This window comes from Pseudomonas sp. B707 (genome assembly GCF_022496685.1).
GTDB classification, from domain to species: Bacteria; Pseudomonadota; Gammaproteobacteria; order Pseudomonadales; family Pseudomonadaceae; genus Aquipseudomonas; species Aquipseudomonas paraglycinae.
In genome coordinates this window covers 98,578-116,228 of record NZ_WTVE01000031.1, presented here as the reverse complement: position 1 = coordinate 116,228, position 17,651 = coordinate 98,578, and the positions used below count along the sequence as shown (strand labels likewise).

General features: G+C 60.7%; 19 protein-coding genes. 13 read left to right on the top strand and 6 right to left on the bottom strand.

What is annotated here, in order from left to right; genetic code table 11:
- The first annotated feature begins 98 nt into the window (after positions 1-98).
- The gene (gene ppk2, locus GQX66_RS19485; RefSeq protein ID WP_240870572.1) at positions 99-923 is read left to right on the top strand and encodes a polyphosphate kinase 2; all 825 of its coding nucleotides are present in this window, start codon (positions 99-101) and stop codon (positions 921-923) included.
- 60 nt (positions 924-983) lie between these two features.
- Here ppk2 and GQX66_RS19480 read toward each other — a convergent pair whose 3' ends face one another.
- Positions 984-1,175 carry a DUF1508 domain-containing protein gene (locus tag GQX66_RS19480; protein ID WP_007958030.1) on the bottom strand — a complete coding sequence of 64 codons (192 nt, stop codon included), beginning with the start codon at positions 1,173-1,175 and terminating at the stop codon, positions 984-986.
- Between the two features lie 277 nt (positions 1,176-1,452).
- On the opposite strand from GQX66_RS19480, the gene GQX66_RS19475 reads away from it, so the two are divergent.
- The 6 genes from GQX66_RS19475 (at position 1,453) to GQX66_RS19450 (ending at position 7,033) form a co-directional block, all read left to right on the top strand.
- The gene (locus GQX66_RS19475; protein ID WP_240870570.1) at positions 1,453-2,421 is read left to right on the top strand and encodes a glycosyltransferase family 2 protein; all 969 of its coding nucleotides are present in this window, start codon (positions 1,453-1,455) and stop codon (positions 2,419-2,421) included.
- A 3-nt stretch (positions 2,422-2,424) separates the two neighbouring features.
- On the top strand, positions 2,425-3,135 hold the full coding sequence (locus tag GQX66_RS19470; protein WP_240870567.1) for a methyltransferase domain-containing protein: 711 nt from the start codon (positions 2,425-2,427) through the stop codon (positions 3,133-3,135).
- A complete protein-coding gene (locus tag GQX66_RS19465; RefSeq protein WP_085747212.1) occupies positions 3,132-3,518 on the top strand; it encodes a GtrA family protein in 387 nt (128 codons plus the stop codon). The genes GQX66_RS19470 and GQX66_RS19465 overlap by 4 nt, the downstream gene beginning before the upstream one ends.
- On the top strand, positions 3,515-5,611 hold the full coding sequence (locus tag GQX66_RS19460; RefSeq protein WP_240870560.1) for a DUF6311 domain-containing protein: 2,097 nt from the start codon (positions 3,515-3,517) through the stop codon (positions 5,609-5,611). The genes GQX66_RS19465 and GQX66_RS19460 overlap by 4 nt, the downstream gene beginning before the upstream one ends.
- A 72-nt stretch (positions 5,612-5,683) precedes the next feature.
- The gene (locus GQX66_RS19455; protein WP_240870558.1) at positions 5,684-6,610 is read left to right on the top strand and encodes a LysR substrate-binding domain-containing protein; all 927 of its coding nucleotides are present in this window, start codon (positions 5,684-5,686) and stop codon (positions 6,608-6,610) included.
- Between the two features lie 57 nt (positions 6,611-6,667).
- Positions 6,668-7,033 carry a 5-carboxymethyl-2-hydroxymuconate Delta-isomerase gene (locus GQX66_RS19450; RefSeq protein WP_129972848.1) on the top strand — a complete coding sequence of 122 codons (366 nt, stop codon included), beginning with the start codon at positions 6,668-6,670 and terminating at the stop codon, positions 7,031-7,033.
- A gap of 3 nt (positions 7,034-7,036) precedes the next feature.
- On the opposite strand, the gene GQX66_RS19445 is transcribed toward GQX66_RS19450, so the two are convergent.
- Positions 7,037-7,972 (bottom strand): LysR family transcriptional regulator, encoded by a 936-nt coding sequence (locus GQX66_RS19445; protein ID WP_240870557.1) that lies wholly within the window; start codon positions 7,970-7,972, stop codon positions 7,037-7,039.
- A gap of 209 nt (positions 7,973-8,181) precedes the next feature.
- Positions 8,182-9,363 carry a cyanate transporter gene (locus GQX66_RS19440; RefSeq protein ID WP_240870555.1) on the bottom strand — a complete coding sequence of 394 codons (1,182 nt, stop codon included), beginning with the start codon at positions 9,361-9,363 and terminating at the stop codon, positions 8,182-8,184.
- 297 nt (positions 9,364-9,660) lie between these two features.
- Between GQX66_RS19440 and GQX66_RS19435 the strand changes: the two genes are divergently transcribed.
- The 4 genes from GQX66_RS19435 to GQX66_RS19420 all read left to right on the top strand — a co-directional run bounded on the left by GQX66_RS19435 (position 9,661) and on the right by GQX66_RS19420 (position 13,903).
- Positions 9,661-11,310, top strand: a complete 1,650-nt coding sequence (locus tag GQX66_RS19435) for a phosphoethanolamine--lipid A transferase (protein ID WP_240870553.1) — start codon at positions 9,661-9,663, stop codon at positions 11,308-11,310.
- Between the two features lie 130 nt (positions 11,311-11,440).
- Positions 11,441-12,574 carry a ribonuclease D gene (gene rnd, locus GQX66_RS19430; protein ID WP_007958043.1) on the top strand — a complete coding sequence of 378 codons (1,134 nt, stop codon included), beginning with the start codon at positions 11,441-11,443 and terminating at the stop codon, positions 12,572-12,574.
- A complete protein-coding gene (locus GQX66_RS19425) occupies positions 12,571-12,864 on the top strand; it encodes a YcgL domain-containing protein (RefSeq protein WP_039772642.1) in 294 nt (97 codons plus the stop codon). The genes rnd and GQX66_RS19425 overlap by 4 nt, the downstream gene beginning before the upstream one ends.
- 106 nt (positions 12,865-12,970) lie before the next feature.
- The gene (locus GQX66_RS19420) at positions 12,971-13,903 is read left to right on the top strand and encodes a D-2-hydroxyacid dehydrogenase (RefSeq protein ID WP_007958054.1); all 933 of its coding nucleotides are present in this window, start codon (positions 12,971-12,973) and stop codon (positions 13,901-13,903) included.
- A gap of 128 nt (positions 13,904-14,031) precedes the next feature.
- On the opposite strand, the gene GQX66_RS19415 is transcribed toward GQX66_RS19420, so the two are convergent.
- Positions 14,032-14,625 (bottom strand): nitroreductase family protein, encoded by a 594-nt coding sequence (locus GQX66_RS19415; protein ID WP_007958056.1) that lies wholly within the window; start codon positions 14,623-14,625, stop codon positions 14,032-14,034.
- Positions 14,626-14,903: 278 nt separating this feature from the next.
- On the opposite strand from GQX66_RS19415, the gene GQX66_RS19410 reads away from it, so the two are divergent.
- Complete coding sequence (locus GQX66_RS19410) at positions 14,904-15,353, top strand: YcgN family cysteine cluster protein (protein ID WP_007958058.1); 450 nt, start codon at positions 14,904-14,906, stop codon at positions 15,351-15,353.
- A gap of 20 nt (positions 15,354-15,373) precedes the next feature.
- Positions 15,374-16,603 carry a hypothetical protein gene (locus GQX66_RS19405; protein ID WP_240870551.1) on the top strand — a complete coding sequence of 410 codons (1,230 nt, stop codon included), beginning with the start codon at positions 15,374-15,376 and terminating at the stop codon, positions 16,601-16,603.
- 57 nt (positions 16,604-16,660) lie between these two features.
- Here the strand turns inward: GQX66_RS19405 and GQX66_RS19400 are convergent, their stop codons facing one another.
- Both GQX66_RS19400 and GQX66_RS19395 read right to left on the bottom strand, forming a co-directional pair.
- A complete protein-coding gene (locus GQX66_RS19400) occupies positions 16,661-17,038 on the bottom strand; it encodes a DUF2892 domain-containing protein (RefSeq protein WP_085747205.1) in 378 nt (125 codons plus the stop codon).
- 81 nt (positions 17,039-17,119) lie between these two features.
- The gene (locus tag GQX66_RS19395) at positions 17,120-17,590 is read right to left on the bottom strand and encodes an RNA methyltransferase (protein ID WP_007958066.1); all 471 of its coding nucleotides are present in this window, start codon (positions 17,588-17,590) and stop codon (positions 17,120-17,122) included.
- Positions 17,591-17,651: the final 61 nt, after the last annotated feature.

The following is a 17,651-nucleotide window of genomic DNA, read 5'->3' as shown; positions in this document are numbered from 1 at the left end:
CGTTTGCTTGCGTTTTGCGATAAATGACTAAACTTTCCGGTTCCAGGTCATGCATTGCCAACGAGCCTGGCTGTCGTTCCAACCCGAGAGGTCTGGTCATGGCAAAGGGAAAGAAGAAAGACTCGCCCCGAGAAAAAACTGACGAACATACAAAACTGTCGAACAAGGACTACCTTGCGGAACTGCGCCGCCTGCATATCGAACTGGTAAAAATGCAGGAGTGGGTGAAGGCCGAAGGCATCAAGATCTGCATCATCTTCGAAGGCCGTGACGGTGCGGGCAAGGGCGGTACCATCAAGGCGCTCACCGAACGAGTCAGCCCGCGGGTCTTTCGCGTCATCGCGTTGCCGGCCCCGACCGATCGAGAGAAGAGCCAGATGTATATGCAGCGTTATCTGCCACATTTGCCGGCGGCCGGCGAAGTGGTGATCTTCGACCGCAGTTGGTACAACCGCGCCGGCGTCGAACGGGTTATGGGCTTTTGCACGGACAAACAGGTCGACAAGTTTCTCAAGACCGTGCCGCTGGTGGAGCGCGCAGTTGTCGGTTCGGGGGTGATCCTGCTCAAGTACTGGCTGAATGTCAGCCAGGAAGAACAGACCCGGCGCCTGGAGGCGCGCATTGTCGACGGACGCAAGATCTGGAAACTGTCGCCGATGGACCTCAAGTCCTACAGCCGCTGGTATGACTACTCCCGGGCACGGGACGACATGATCGAAGCGACCGACACCGATTACGCACCGTGGCTGGTGGCCAACTCGAACGACAAGCGTCGGGCGCGGCTCAATATCATCTCTGACCTGCTCAGTCGCATTCCCTACAAAGAAGTGCCGCGAGAGAAGGTGACTTTGCCCAAGCGGCAGAAACCGGGGGGATACAAGGAGTCGGATTATCCGTTCCGGAACATTCCTGAGAGATTCTGAAGCAACTTCAGAAGTCGCCGAAGCTGCCAACACAGGCAGCTCCGGCGACTTGGACAGTCCTCAGATCTCCTTGACCGGGGTCTCTCCCTGCACACCCTTGATCAACTCGATCACATGCAGACAATCCGCCTTGTTCACATACGATTCGCCACTGGCGACCGTCTCGTGGTTGCCTGCCCGTAGCCGCCAGCGCCATTGGCCCTTGCCGGTGCTCGGGGTGCCCTTGGATTGCCTGTAAATCTCGAAATACATTCAGTTCGCTCCATGCGATTTATGTGCGACAACCTGTGTGACGCCTCGACGCAAGCCTAGCGGAGCGCGGTTTTTTGGCTATCGGGGATTTGTTTCCAATCGTTCGTGAATGTTTCTGGAAGGCGCGGGCCAGAGCGCAGGGATCGCCCTCCGGATTGGCCGGAACGCCGTCGTTTCACCCTTGCATGACATTTCGGGCTGCTGCTTAATACGGTGCGGCTCATGGCGTCGAACAGCGTTCGGCGACCGACAATCACTATAAAAAAAGAGCAGTCCATTGACCCACTCGAATGGAACGCAGCACGCGGGCCCGGTGAAGTTGTCGCTGGTGGTTCCCGTGTTCAACGAAGAGGACAGCCTCGACGGCTTCCTCCTGCGCATTCGTCAGGTATTCGAGCAAGAGGCGCTAATCAACCTGGAACTGGTGTTCGTCAACGACGGCAGTTCCGATACGACGCTGGAGCGTCTCCTGAACTGCCAGCAGAGCGATTCACGCATCCGCATCGTTGATCTGAGCCGCAATTTCGGCAAGGAAGCGGCGCTGTCCGCCGGTTTGCAGATCGTCACCGGGCAGATCGTGGTGCCGATCGATGTCGATCTGCAGGACCCTCCCGAGGTGATCTTGCAGATGATCGAGCGTTGGCGAGAAGGCTTCGAAGTGGTACTGGGGCATCGTCTCAGCCGGCGCAACGACACCTGGGCCAAGCAGACCTCCGCCAACTGGTTCTATCGCCTGCACAACCGGATTGCCGATCAGCCGTTGCCGGAGAATGTCGGCGATTTTCGCTTGATGGATCGCTGTGTGGTCGATGCATTGCTGACCTTGCCGGAATCGCGGCGTTTCATGAAGGGCCTGTTCGCCTGGGTCGGTTTCCGCACCACGCAAGTCGAATACGAGCGCCCGGAGCGGGCGGCGGGGCAGACCAAGTTCAATGGCTGGCGACTGTGGAATTTTGCGCTGGAAGGCATCACCAGTTTCAGCACCGAACCGCTGCGGATCTGGACATATCTGGGAGCGATGGTGTCGCTGGTGTCGTTCGCCTTTGCCATGTTCATCGTGGTGCGCACGCTACTGTACGGTGTCGATCTGCCGGGTTATGCGTCGCTGATGGTGGCCGTGACATTCCTCGGTGGCCTGCAACTGATCGGCATTGGCGTACTCGGTGAATACCTGGGGCGCACTTACATTGAAGCCAAGCGCCGACCGGTCTTTCTGGTGCGCCGCGTTTACGATCCCAAGGACTGACCGATGGACCTCAAGGAAACCGACATCCTCGGCGACAGCATCGGCGAGCATTGGTATTACTGCTCCAAAGCGGCTGCGACCCGGCGCTTGCTGGGTGAAGCGCCGATCAAGCGAATCCTCGATGTCGGTGCCGGTTCAGGCTTCTTTTCCCACCATTTATTGACCCACACGGCGGCGCGCGAAGCGTGGTGCGTGGACATCAGTTACCCGGCCGACTCGAGCGCCACCACTGCCGGCAAACCCGTGCATTACCGTCGCTCGATCGACAGCGTGGACGCTGATCTGGTGTTACTGATGGATGTGCTGGAACACGTCGATGACGACCTCGGCCTGCTCAAGTCCTACGTCGACAAAGTGCCGTCCGGCGGCCGTTTTTTGATGACCGTGCCGGCGTTCCAGTTCATGTGGAGCGGGCATGATGATTTTCTCGAACACAAACGTCGCTATACCCTGGGGCAATTCGAGGCTCTGGCGGGTAAGGCCGGATTGGCGGTAGAGCGGGGCGCTTATTACTTCGGAGCGGTGTTCCCGATTGCGCTGGCGTCGCGCCTGATACCCGGCGGCGCTCGGGGTTCTGCACCGCGTTCGCAGCTGAAAAAACATCATCCGCTGGTCAATACGCTGCTGAAAACCCTGTGCAGTCTCGAGCTGCCGTTGATGGGCATGAATCGCCTCGCCGGTTTGAGCGTGTTCGTGCTGGCGCGCAAACCGTGACGGCCGCCGAAAAGTCCCCGTTGATCCAGCGAGGTCTGCGTTTCGCCGTGACCGGTCTGTTCGTCACCGCGCTGCATGCGCTGGTGGCGGTGCTGTTCATCAATTTCGTCAGCCACCAGCCGCCTCTGGCGAACGGCGTGGCCTTTATCGTGGCGACGGTGGTGTCCTATGTGATCAACACCACCTGGAGTTTTTCTGCCCGACTGCACGGCAAAACCCTGCTGCGTTTCATGCTGGTTTCGGCGGGCGGCTTTCTGTTGGCGATGTTCGTGGCCTGGGCGGCGCAGATGGCCGGGCTGCACTATCTCGCCGGAATCGTTGCCGTGGCGCTGACGATTCCGGCATTCACCTTTGTACTGCACAACTTCTGGACATATCGATGACGGATTCACGGGAGCACCCGGCACTTTCCCTGCTGCCATTGTTCTTGGGTGTTCTGGTGTTTTTTCTGGTGGTCGGACCGCAAGCGCTGAACCCGCAAAACATTGCTTGGCTGGAGCAGGGCGATCCGGCCACGCATTATCTGGGCTGGGCGTTTTTCCGGCATGCGCCCTGGACATTTCCGCTCGGGCTCAATCCGTCTTACGGCCTGGAACTGGGCAGCGCAATCATTTTTTCCGACTCCAACCCACTGCTGGCGCTGTTGTTCAAGCCGTTCAGTGGCTGGTTGCCGGAGACCTTCCAGTATTTCGGTTTGTGGCTGCTGACCTGTTGTGTCCTGCAAGCCTGGTTTGGCTGGAAACTGCTGGGGCTGATGACGCCCCATCCCGTGATTCGCCTTCTGGGTGCAGGGTTGCTGGCGTTCTCGCCGGTGATGTTTTTTCGCCTTGTGGGGCACCTTTCCCTGGCGGGGCATTTCCTGATTCTGGCGGCGCTGTACCTGGCGTTGCTGACGGATCTGCAACGTCGTCGCCTGCCGTGGGGCACCTTGCTGGCGGTGACGGCCTGGGTGCACGCCTACCTGCTGGCCATGGTTGCGCTGATCTGGCTGGCGGACCTGCTGGGCAAGACATTCAGTCGGTCATTGACCCGGGGGCAAGGGCTGATCGAGGGCGGCGTGCTTTTCGCCTTGGTGAGTGTGTGCTGCTGGCAGGCCGGTTACTTCAGCATTGCCGATGGCGCGGCAGCCAGTGGTTTTGGTTTGTACCGGATGAATCTGCTGTCGCCCGCCGACCCGGCAGGCTGGTCCCGTCTCCTTCCCGGTCTGCCGAAAGAGGAGGGGGATTACGAAGGTTTCAACTACTTCGGCCTGGGTGTTCTGTTGCTGGTGCCGCCGGCTTTTTTTGCCGGGCTGCGAAACCGGCGACTCTTGAACGATGAATTGCGAGCTCGTCCATGGCTGCTGGTGGCCATGCTCGGTTTATGGCTGTTCGCGCTGTCGAACCGAATAGGCATAGGCTCGTTGACGTTCGAGTATCCGCTACCCGATCGAATCATCGCCTTGGCCAGTATTTTTCGCGCCTCGGGTCGGATGTTCTGGCCGGTGTTGTATGCCTGCGTCCTGACCATGATTTTTCTGGTGGTACGCGGTTACCGGCCACGCATCGCCATCGGTCTGCTGGCCGCCGCATTGTTGATCCAGGTGGCCGACACCCGAGATGGCTGGATGGCCACCAGACAGGGAAAAATGCTGGCGCCTTCATCGGTCTGGAGCAGTCCGATGACTGATCCCTTCTGGGCCAGTGCTGCTGCGCGTTACGCCAATGTGCGCAGCCTGATGCCGCAGAACCAGAGTGATCGCTGGCAGATGATCGCCGGTTTCGCAGCGACCCACGGGATGAAAACCGATGCAGTGTATCTGGGACGCATGAGCACTTCGGCGCTGGCGCAAGCACAGCAGAAAGCACGCGCGATGCTCGATTCGGGGCAATACGACGCTGACTCTTTGTACCTGCTGGACGACGATGCTCTGGTCGATGCCGCACGGAGCATCAACAGTGAAACCGATCTGCTGACGCGCGTGGACGGGGTGGCGGTGCTGGCGCCAGGCTGGAAGCGCTGCAGTGAGTGCCTGCAGGTGCCTGATGAAGGGCAACAGATTTTGCTCGCGCCCCTCACTGGTCCAGGGCAAACACTGACCTTCAATTATCGCAATCGACAACTGGTCAGCGGCTGGTCGAAGCCGGAAAACTGGGGGACGTGGACAGAAGGGCGACAGGCGAAAATCCAATTGCGGGTGCAGCCGCCGGCGCGTTCGATCGTGATCGACGCGCTGGCTTTCATCTCGCCTGGGCACCCCGGCCAGCGGGTGATCGTCAGTCTGAATGACCAACAGGTACTGGAGACCCGTTTGACGCAGTTTCAAGGCAATCGCCTGGAAATCCCGATCAGCGCCCAGCTCAGCCAGCGCCTCGGGAACGATGACCGGGTCGATATCGAATTGCAGCTGCCGGATGCCGTCAGCCCTCGACAGCTGGGTATCAACGACGATTCGCGGATCATGGGCCTGGGGCTGAAGACGTTGACGGTGCAATGACACGTCGTTTCGATGGACGCCGCCCCCGCGGCCTTTCTACACTGCCGCAATCTGGGGATCGGGGGGCAATGGATGAACCGCAATGAATTACGCAAGGCCGACATCAACCTGATGGTGGTGTTCGAAACCTTGATGCTCGAACGCAACGTGACCCGGGCCGCCGAGAAGCTGTTTCTCGGCCAGCCGACCATCAGCTCGGCGCTCAACCGACTGCGCACCATGCTTAACGATCCGTTGTTCATTCGCGTCGGCCATCGCATGGAGCCGACCGCCCGCGCCGAAGACATTTATCGCCACCTGAAACCCGCGCTCGACTCGCTGTCGGTGGCGCTCAGCCTGACCCGGGATTTCGATCCCGCCGTCAGCACCATGACCTTTCGCATCGGTCTGTCGGATGACGTCGAATTCGGTCTTTTACCGCCGCTGTTGCGTGCCTTGCGCGAGGAAGCACCGAGCGTGGTATTCGTGGTGCAACACGTCGATTACTGGCGGATTCCCGATCTTCTGGCGGCGGGCGACATCACCGTCGGCATCAGCCAGACCCGCGGCTTGCCGGCCAATGCCAAGCGCAAGCTGTTGCGACACATCCAACCGAGCATCCTGCGTGCCGACAAGTCCGACACGCCGCTGACCCTCGACGAATATTGCGCACGACCCCATGTGCTGGTTTCCCACACTGCCAATGTCAGTGGCTACGCCGATGAATGGCTGGCGGACATCGGTCGCACCCGTCAGGTGGTCCTGTCGGTGCCGCAGTACAGTTCGTTGCCAGCGCTGCTGGCCGGCACCGATCTGATCGCCAGCCTGCCGGATTACACCGCCGACGCCATGGCCGCTTCCGGGTTCTTGTTCAAGGAGCCGTTCCCGTTCAAGACCCCGACCCTCGACCTGTCGATGGTCTGGCTCAGCCACGTCGACAGCGACCCGGCCGAGCGCTGGTTGCGTTCGCGGCTGGAGCAGTTCATGAGTGAGCGTCCGGTGATGTCGTCGTTGGCGTGAGTCAGGCGTTGCTGTGTTATATGTACGACCTTTCCGCCGAACCACTGGAGCACCGAGATGCCACACTTGCACCTGGAATACACCGCCAACCTGCCGCTACTGAACGCCGATGTGGCGTTGATCCGGCTCAACAACACGCTGGTGGGTTCCGGTCAGTTCGCGGCGGAATTCGATATCAAGAGCCGTGCGCTCAAGGTTGAAACCTTCAAGGTCGGCACTGCCATGAACGAGCGCGCCTTTGTCGCGGTGAGGCTGGCGCTGCTCAGCGGTCGTTCCCCGGAGATCAAGAAACAACTCTCGCAAAACCTGTTGGCGGTGCTGCAGGACCTGTGCGAATGGCCGGTCGGTGTCGAAGTGCAGTTGAGCGTGGAACTGCTCGATATCGACCGCGAGTCCTACAGCAAAGTCGCCATCGGCGTGTAGGACTCAGGCTGCCTCCAGCTCCGCGCAGGTCTTGATGACCTGCTCGCGCAGCCAGAGGTTGGCACTGTCCTGATCGACGTTGTGGCACCACTGCATGTCGAGGGTGAACCCAGGCAGGCCGTTCGGTGCCTCGCAGTGATTGAACACCGCGTCGTTGGTCAGCAAACGCTGAATGCGCCGGGGCAGGGTCAGGATGAAATCGGTGCCGGTGATCATCTTCAACGCTGCGCTGTAACTGTTGGAGCGGGCGACGATCTGGCGTTTCTGCGCCTGCCGCGCCAGCCAGCCATCGACCATGTTGGTGGTCGACGTCCACGGCGTCGGGAACACATGCCGGCGTTCGGTGAAGGCTTGCAGGCTCAGGCGCGGCTCCAGCGGCGTGGCGCGTTTGTCGAAGACGCAGACCAGGTCATCTTCCAGCAACATCCTTGATTTCAGGTCGGCGTGGCTGCGATGGAAGTGCGGGCCGAAACAGATCACCAGATCGAGGCTGCCGTCGCGCAATTCTTCGACCGGCACGTCGGTTTCGAACTTGTGCATGTTGACCATCACCGGCAAGTCATCGAAGTCAAAGCGCTTCAACATCCGCGGCAGGATCAGTTGCTCGAAGTATTCCGGGGCGCAGATGTTGAAGGTCACCGGTTGCGCCATCGGGTCGAAGGTCGGAGCGCCGGCGTGGCAGAGGTTGATGCTTTCGAGGATTTTCTGCACATGGCCGTACATGCTGCTGGCCTTGTAGGTCGGACGCATGCCCGTGCGGGTGTTGACGAACAAATCGTCTTCGAAGCTGGTGCGCAGTTTTTTCAGGCAGTAACTGACGGTGGACTGGCTGACGAACAGCGCCTCCGACACGTCGGTGACGCTGCTTTGCTCATACACGGCGACAAACACCATGAGATCCTGCATGTCGAGCTTTCTAAGCAAGTTACTGTTCAGCATCCGTTCTGTCTCGCTGTGCTCCTTGCGCCGAATCCGCGCAAACGTGTGCGCATGATCGTAACGGAACGATGGTGCCAGGACAAAGCCCTGTAGGACTTTTCACGGTCAGTTGTGGGACAGAAAGTTTTAGTAACACGACGTACACAATCAAACCCGGAAAAGGTGGCCAGAAGCCTTTATCCAGACGGGTCGGCCTGCCATTCGCCCGATCAGCCCATGTGCCGGGCGTAATGCCGTGGGTTGAAGCGCAGCAGCATCAGCAGCATGAGCGCCATCACTGCCGTCAGGGACCACCAGGCCCACTCGAAGCTGCCCAGTCGATCGCGAACCATGCCGGCCATCAGCGGCGACAGCCCGGCAATCAGGTAACCGATGCCTTGTACGAACGCGGTCAGCCCGCCGGCACGTTTTGGTTCGTCGAGGTGATCGAGGGACACGATCAGGCTCATCGGGAACAGCCCGCCGATGCCGAGTCCAAGCAGGCAGGGCCACAACAGGCTCAGATGCTGCGGGCTGAGAATCAGGCCAAGGAATCCGGCAATGATCAGGCCGAGCAGGGCGCCAAGCACCAGACGTCGGTCACGGCTGCGATTGGCGATGGCGGGCACCACCAGCCCGGAAATCACCTCCATGGCCGTCAGAAAACCCAGCATCAGGCCGGCGTTTTGTTCGCTCCAGCCCTTTTCCACGTAGTACGGCGCCAGCCAGGCGAGCACGCAGGTGTAGGACGCGGTGCCGAGCCCGAAGAAGATCGCGAGCAGCCAGGCGCGGGAATTCGTGAAGAAGGATTTTCTGACGACGGTCCGGATGGTGTCCGTTGACGTAGCGCGGGTTGCCCACCACACAGGAATGGCGAGCAGTGCCAAAACCGCCCAGACCGCCAGTCCCGCCCGCCAGTTGCCGGTCTGCATCAGCACCCACGGTGCGAACGAAGCGGCCAGCGCCGCGCCGCCCATGATCGAAGTGACGTAAAGGCCCATGCACAGCGCCACGTTGTCGGGAAACCGCGATTTGATCAGCGCGGGCATCAAGGCCTGGATCAGTGCAATGCCGATCCCGGCCAGTATGGCGCTGGCGATCAATCCGCCCGCCGATTCGAGAAACAGCCGTGACAGTGTCGCCACGCCGATGATCAACAACGACAGCAGCACCGTGCGCTGTTCACCGAGGCGCTGGCTGACCGCCATGCCGAAGAACATCGCCAGCCCCATCGCCATCACCGGCAGCAGGGTCAGCAACGCTGCGAGACTGAAACTGAGCGCCATATCGCCGCGAATGGCCGAGAGCAAGGGCCCGACCGCCGCCATCGACGGGCGCAGGTTGAGGCCGACCAGGATGACGCCGAGCATCAGCCAGGCAGCGGGGTGGGCAGTGGCGCGAACGTTTTCCATCTTCAGACCTTTGAACCAGAGGCGGTCGATTAGGCGGGCAGGCGAGCGGGGCGGCAAATCAGAAAGTCAGGGTCGCTATCGAGAAAATCGATACGGCACCTCGTCGACTGCGACTGAACCACAGCTGAACCATTCTCAAATACACCGAAAGTTTCATGGTTATTTCATGGGCCAACTAATCGTTGGCTTCTTTTTCACAAAAAATTGATGGTTGCCTGCTTAAAGTTTGTGTGGTCTGAGTCAATGAAATTTTCACAATTGACGACGGCACTTCTTTCAAGGAAATAGCCCCTCGCCATGTTCAAGTTAAAAGCCGTGCGCCCGGAATGGGTGACGTTGTTTGCCAGCGCCTTTCTTTTGGCCGGATTCAATTTCGTTCTCTGGCAGCACCTGGTCGATATCACCGCTGCGGACGGCAAAGGCATCGCCATGCGCATTGCGTTCGGGGTGATGATCTTCGCGGCGTACAACATCGTGCTGACGTTGCTGGCGTTTCGACCCGTGTTGAAACCGGTAGTGACGTTGTTGTTTATGGTCAGCGCCGGCGTGGCTTATTTCATGAGCCAATACGGTGTGATGATTGATGCCGGCATGTTTCGCAACTTTGCCGAAACCAATGCCACTGAAGTGCGCGATCTGCTGTCTTTGAAGTTGCTGGCGTATATTGTTTTTCTGGGTGTCTTGCCGTCCTGGTTGTTGTGGAAAGTTCCAGTCAACTATCGTCGCTGGCATCGCGAGTTATTAAGTAAAGTTGTGGTGAGTGTTGCGTCGATTGCAGTCATTGGCGGCGTGGCGCTGGCCAATTATCAAGGGCTGTCGTCGCTGTTTCGCAATCACCACGAAATTCGCTTGATGCTGGTGCCGAGCAACTACATCGGCGCCTCGGCCGGTTATCTGCGTGAGCAGGTGGCTTCGGTGCATCAACCGTTCGTCACAATCGGCGAAGATGCCCAGCGCAACGCCGCCGTGCAGAACCATCCGCGCAAATCCCTGACGGTGCTGGTGGTGGGGGAGAGTGCCCGGGCGGAAAACTTCGGGATCCTCGGTTATGGCCGCGACACCACGCCAAAACTGGACAAGGAAGCCGGCCTGATCGCTTTCACCGACGTACATTCCTGCGGCACGGAAACCGCCGTGTCGGTGCCGTGCATGTTCTCCAACATGGGCCGCAAGGATTACGACGCCAGCAAGGCGAAGAATGAGGAAGGGCTGCTGGACGTGCTCAAGCGTGCCGGGATCGACGTGATCTGGCGCGACAACCAGTCCGGCTGCAAGGGCACCTGCGATCGCGTTACCCTGCAGGACGTCAGCAACCTCAAGGATCCGGCGCTGTGCGCCAACAGCGAATGCCGCGATGAAATCCTGTTGCAGGGCCTGCAAAGCTTTATCGATCACCTGGACAAGGACACCGTCCTGGTCCTGCACCAGATGGGCAGCCACGGCCCGGAATACTTCAAACGCTATCCGAAGGAATATGAGCACTTCACCCCGGTGTGTGAAAGCAACGCGCTGAACAATTGCAGCCGCGAAAGCATCGTCAACGGTTATGACAACACGCTGGTGTACACCGACCATGTGCTGTCGAGCCTGATCGATGTGCTGCGCAGCAATCAGGACAAGGTCGATACCGCCATGCTGTACCTGTCCGATCACGGCGAATCCCTGGGCGAGTACAACCTGTTCCTCCACGGCACGCCGTACATGCTGGCGCCGGAGCAACAGAAACACGTGGCGATGCTGGCGTGGTTCTCCGACAGCTATCAGAAGTCCTACTCGGTCGACACCCATTGCCTGCAAATGAGCCGCGACAAGCCGCTGAGCCAGGACAACCTGTTCCACTCGATGCTCGGTCTGCTGGAAGTGCAGAGCAAGGTCTACCAGCCGGATCTGGACATGTTTGCCGGCTGCCGGGGCGCGGTGATCGACGGGGTGTTGGCCAAGGACTGAGCCGGCAGACTCACTCTGTAAGACTATTCTTTCCCTCAGGCAGGAGATTTCATCAAGCTCTTGCCCTGTAAAGGCGCGGAAAGCGCCGGTGGCGATATATACTGCGCGCCATTCTTGAAGGGAGAGCCGTGTGGCCATCGATATTCACTGGATTCGCGACAACGATAGCCTCGCGCAGTTTTGCGCCGAGTGGCAGCAGCTGCCGTTCGTTGCCCTCGACACCGAATTCATGCGGGTCGACACCTTCTACCCGATTGCCGGCCTGTTGCAGGTCGGCGACGGCAAACGCGCCTACCTGATCGACCCGCTGACCATCAACGCCTGGCAACCCTTGGCCGCGCTGCTGGAAAACCCTGCGGTGCTCAAAGTCCTGCACGCCTGCAGCGAAGACCTCGAAGTCCTGCTGCGCCTGACCGGCAGCCTGCCGGCGCCGCTGTTCGACACGCAACTGGCCGCTGCCTATCTGAACCTCGGGTTCTCGATGGGTTATTCGCGTCTGGTGCAGGAAGTGCTCGGCATCGAACTGCCGAAGGGCGAAACCCGTTCCGACTGGTTGCAGCGTCCGTTGTCTGACACGCAAATCAGCTATGCCGCCGAAGACGCCGTGCATCTGGCGGAGGTTTTCGTACAACTGCGTCCGAAACTGTCCGACGACAAATTCGCCTGGGTGCTGGAGGACGGCGCCGAACTGGTCGCCAACCTGCGCCGCGAAACCGATCCGTACGAGGTGTATCGCGAGGCCAAACTGGCGTGGAAACTGTCCCGCGCCCAACTGGCCGTGCTGCGTGAGCTGTGTGCCTGGCGTGAACGCGAAGCCCGCGCCCGCGACTTGCCGCGCAACCGCATCGTCCGTGAACACTCGCTGTGGCCGCTGGCCCGGACCCAACCGGACAACCTCAGCGCGCTGGGCAAGATCGAAGACATGCACCCGCGTACCGTGCGTCAGGACGGCGAGTTTCTGCTTGATCTGATCAAGCGCTCTGGCAGTGTGGGGCCTGATCAATGGCCGCCAGCCGTGCCGGAGCCGTTGCCGATCGAAGCCGCCGCGCTGATCAAACAGCTGCGGGCGCTCGGTCAGGCCGAAGCTGAACGTCTGGGCATCGCGCCGGAACTGATGCTGCGCAAGAAAACCCTCGAAGCACTGGTCAAAAGCGGCTTCCCCGAGGGCCCTTACCAATTGCCTGATTCGCTGCGTGGCTGGCGCCGCGAGTTGATGGGCCAGAAGCTGCTCGACAGCCTGGCCACCGCCGGAGAACAGCCTTGAAACGTATTTGTTCCATTTATCAAAGTTCGAAGAAAAGCGGCATGTACCTGTACGTGCTCAAGAGCGATGCGCTGGAGCGTGTGCCGGAAGGCCTGATGGCGGCGTTCGGCAAGGCCAGGCATTCCTTCGATCTGGTGCTGACCCCCGAGCGCAAGCTGGCCAGCGAAGACATTGCCGTGGTCCTGGAAAACCTCGAAAAGCAGGGCTATCACCTGCAAATGCCACCGGCCGAGGAAGAGTACATCGAGCACTTGCCCGAAGAGTTGCTGCGACGCAACGACCCGGTCTGATCCGCGAGGCCCTGTCCTGGGCCTCTTGTAACCCCTGGAACGGTTTTTACGGCGACGGCTGCCACGAAGTTGGCGGCCGCCTGCACGGTTTGCGAAAGGTTTGAAGATGCGCGTTCTGATTGCTGAACACGACCACGCGATATACGCCCGACTGCTGCGTCAGGCGGCTCCGGAGCTTGAAGTGCTGACCAGCGGCGACTCCGCCGAACTGGCCCGCCAGGCCGTCGATTGCCCGGTGTGGCTGGGCCAGCCGGATCTGCTGGCGACCCTGTTGCGTCAGGGCCACCAGCCACAATGGCTGCAATCGACCTGGGCCGGCATCACGCCGCTGCTGGCCGACGGCCTGCGCCGGGATTACCGCCTGACCCGGGCGGTCGGCATTTTCGGTCAGGTGATGGCTGAATATGTGCTGACCTACATGCTCGGCCACGAGCGCGAAGTGCTGGCGCGGCTGGTCAGCCAGGTCGAGCGCAAGTGGGACAACCGCACCGGCCAGAGTCTGGTCGGACGCAAGGTGTTGATCGTCGGCACCGGTGACATCGGCCAGAGCGTGGCGCAGTTCCTGCTGCCGTTCGGCGTCGAGTTGTACGGCATCGCCAGCAGCGCCCGCGAGCAGGCGCCGTTTGTCGAAGTCGGTTCGATGGCGGACTTGCCGCGGCTGGTGGGCGAAGCGGATTACGTGGTCAACCTGCTGCCCAACACCGAGCACACCCACGATATCTACGACGCGGCGCTGTTCAAGCAATTCAAGCCGACCGGTTTGTTCATCAACGCCGGGCGCGGTGTGGCGGTGGTCGATGCGGATCTGGTCGAAGCGTTGAAGGAAGGCCATCTGGCCGGCGCGGTGATCGACGTCTGCCGTCAGGAACCGCTGCCACAACGGCATCCGTTCTGGACCGCATGGGGCTTGCTGCTGACCGGGCACAGCTCGGCGCCGACATCGCCACCGATGATGGTGCAGTTGTTTCTGGATAACTTGCGGGCGTATCAGGCGGGAGAGGCGTTGCGCGGGGAAGTGGATTTCGCACGCGGTTACTGAGCTCTTCAAGATCGTTCCCACGCTCCGCGTGGGAATGCCTCTATGGACGCTCTGCGTCCGCTTTGGGACGCAGAGCGTCCCCGGCTGCATTCCCACGCAGAGCGTGGGAACGATCATGTGGTGAAGCTTTAAAGGGTGAAATCGCCTTCAGCCGCCAGTTCGCTCAGCGGGCGACGCGGGCTCGGCGTTTCCCGTGCTTGCAGGTAATCCGCCAGGGTTGCCTTGTCACCCAGCTTGCCCACCGCCACGGCGGCGTGCAGCGCATAACCTTGCGGAATGTTCAGCTCCTTGCGGGTCAGCTCCTGATCGAAGCCGGCCATGCCGTGGGTGTGCCAGCCGCTCAGGCTCGCTTGCAGCGCCAGATGGCCCCACGCGGAACCGGTGTCGAAGGTGTGCCACAGCGCAGGCGTTTCTTCGGTCGCGCCCGGTGCGGTGAAGGTGGTTTTCGAAATCACGATCACCAGCGCCGACGCGTGCTGGGCCCAGCTGCGGTTGAACTCATTGAGCAGGCCCAGGTAACGCTCCCAGTTCGGCGTGTCGCGACGGGCGTAGAGAAAACGCCACGGCTGCGAGTTGTACGCCGACGGCGCCCAGCGCGCGGCTTCGAAGAAGCTCAGCAGGGTTTCCTCGGAAATCGCTTCGCCGGTGAAGGCGCGGGGCGACCAGCGATCGGTGAACTGCGGGTGAATGGCGTATTCGGCAACGCGAGGGTTGGCACTCATCGAAAGATTCCTTGCTACGTTTGAGGACAGGTTGGAAGCGAAACCCGGCGGGATCAGTTGGGCTGAACGATGGGGTTGTGGCGCAAGCCTGCAGTTCACCGGATGCGACGCGGTCGAGCGTTTATGGCATCCGGCAAAGGCCTGGTGAGACCGGCAAAGCTACTTGGCCGCGCAAAAACTGACAAGCCCGCACAACCGGCAGTCGCCAGCGCTTGGCCCACGGGGCCTTGGGCACTAGACTGGCGGCCTTTTCACCACCTGATGTTGATGCTTGAGCCATGGCCGCCAAAGTCGAACCGTTCTGGATACGCAAAACCCTCGATCAACTCGATCACGAGGAATGGGAATCGCTGTGCGACGGTTGTGGCCTGTGCTGCCTGCAGAAGCTCGAGGATGAAGAAGACAACAGCGTCTATTACACGCGCATCGCCTGCAAACTGCTGGACCTGAAAACCTGCCAGTGCAGCGATTACCCGAACCGCATGAAGTTTGTCCCGGACTGCATCCAGCTCACCCCGGGCCAGGCCGAAGAATTCAAATGGCTGCCGCCGACCTGCGGTTATCGGCTGGTCAGCGAAGGCAAGGATCTGCCGCTGTGGCATCACCTGGTCTGCGGTGATCGCGACGCGGTGCACCACGAACGGATTTCCCAGTCCGGGCGCATGCTCGCCGAAGGCAGCGTGCCGGAAGACGACTGGGAAGATCACCTGATTTTCCGCGCAGGTTAACGATTGACCAAGGAGCAGGTATGGCGACGGGATTGCGCCGGGCGCTGATCGTCACGTTGCTGGCGCTGAGTGCGCCGGTGTGGGCGGCCAAGAAAGTCGATCTGGATTATCAGGTACGCCTGCTGCCGCAGAGCGATCAGGCCGAAGTGCGCCTGACCCTCGCCAAAGGCGAAGCGGTGCGCAGTCTGGATTTCGACCTTGGCGATGGCTGCCACTACAGCGACTTCAAGGCCGACGGCCAATGGCAACTGACGCCGGGCCAACACGCACGCGGCGTATGGCGCCCGACGGCGGACAAGGCCAGCCTGACCTACCGCGTGCGCATCAGCCACGGCCGCAAGAACGGCAGCTTCGACACGCGCATGACCCCGACCTGGGCGCTGATGCGCGGTGATGAACTGGTACCGCCGGCCAAGCTCGACCAACAGGACGGCATCGAGCTTGTCGCGCGCCTGCACTTCGAATTGCCCGACGGCTGGAAAAGCGTCGAAACCGCCTGGCCGCGTATCGGCAAGAACAAATTCCGCATCGACAATCCGTCACGCCTGTTCGACCGCCCGACCGGCTGGATGCTCGCCGGCCACCTTGGCAGCCGCCGCACCCGACTGGGGGAAACCGAAGTCACCGTGGCCTCGCCGCAAGGGCAGGGCATGCGCCGGATGGACGTGCTGACGCTGCTGACGTTCGTCTGGCCGCAGGTGCAAGCGGTGTTTCCGCGCCACCCGAGCAAACTGCTGATCGTCGGCGCCAATGACCCGATGTGGCGCGGCAGCCTGGCGGCGCGGGAGTCGATCTACCTCAACACGCGCTTGCCGCTGGTCAGCGAAAGCGGCAGCAGTGTTTTGGTGCGCGAGTTGGCGCAGGTGTTCGGACGGATCAACGACGAACAGCGCAGCGACTGGATCAGCGAGGGTTTTGCCGAGTATTACGCCATCGAACTGGTACGCCGTGCCGGGGGCATGAGCGACGAGCGTTATCAGGCGTTGCAGGCGAAACTGGTCAAGGACAGCCAGAAAGTCACGACCCTGCGCGGCGAGCAGATCAGCCCGGCGCAGCTGTCGAAAGCGGTGCTGTTGTTACAGGAGCTGGACGGCGAGATTCGCCTGAAGACCCGCAACAAGCGCTCGCTGGATGACGTGCTGCGCGGGGCGATGCACCTGGGGACGGTGGATACCAAAGAGTTCGTGCAACTCGCCGAAAGCATTCTCGGCGAGTCGTCCAAAGTCCTTGATACCGGGTTACTGCAGTAATACCGCCATCGCTGGCTTGCCAGCGATGAGGCCATTAGCCTCAAGGCAAATCCAGAATCAAACCCCGGTTTTCGGCGATTTCACCGAGTCGTTGCCGGTCACGGTGGCAGTTTTGGTTGCCGCTTCGGCATTGGCCTTGAGCTTGCTCAGTTCTTCACCGGCCCGCTCGATCTTCGCCCGCACGTTGTTCATGTCCTGGCGGCTTTTCTCCAGCAGGCTTTTCACCGAACTGTGGCCGGTGATGCCGCGGGCCATGGCCACGCCGCCAATCGCCACCTGAATCAGCCCGAATACACCGCCACGGCGCAGGCCCTTGCCGACCATGATCACGCCGCCGGCCAGCGAGCCGATGCGCTCCCAGCCTTCGACGTTCTGCTCGGAACGGCTCTGGAACGGGGTGGATTCGATACGTTCGACGCGTTTGAGCTCGGTCATGATCTTTCTCCAGGCAATGAGTAATCGATAAACAAGCTGACTGCGCAGGCGGTCAGCTCGTTCCATTGGATGTGTGGCGTTTCAGCGGAATTTCGGCCCGGAGCGGGTGTTCAGGCCTTTGGCCATGCGGTCGTAGAGCACGACGTTGACCGTGGCGGCGAGGTTCATGCAGCCGGTGGTCGGGATGTACACGACGTCTTCGCACCAGTCGCGGATCTCTTGATCCAGCGAACCGTCTTCGGGGCCGAAGATGTACAGGGCGCGATCCGGATGGGTGTATTCCGGCAGCGGGCGGGCGCCGTCGACCAGTTCCACGGCGACCGGGACGCAGTTGAGCGGCAGGATCTTTTTCAGGTCGTCGATGCCGATCAGCGGGATGTCGTAGTGCACCCGCTTTGTGTCGGTGACGAAGTCGGCGGCGCGCTCATAGCGCTTGCCGGTATAGAACACGGTCGACACGCCGTAGCAGCCTGCGGCGCGCATCACCGAACCGACGTTTTCCGGTGATTTGGGGTTATACAAACCAATGCAGCTGTACCGTTTGTCTGCCACGAGCGGGGTGCCTTCGGGAAAAAGAGGGCGATTATACGGGGATTGGGGGAGGGCGGGCAGA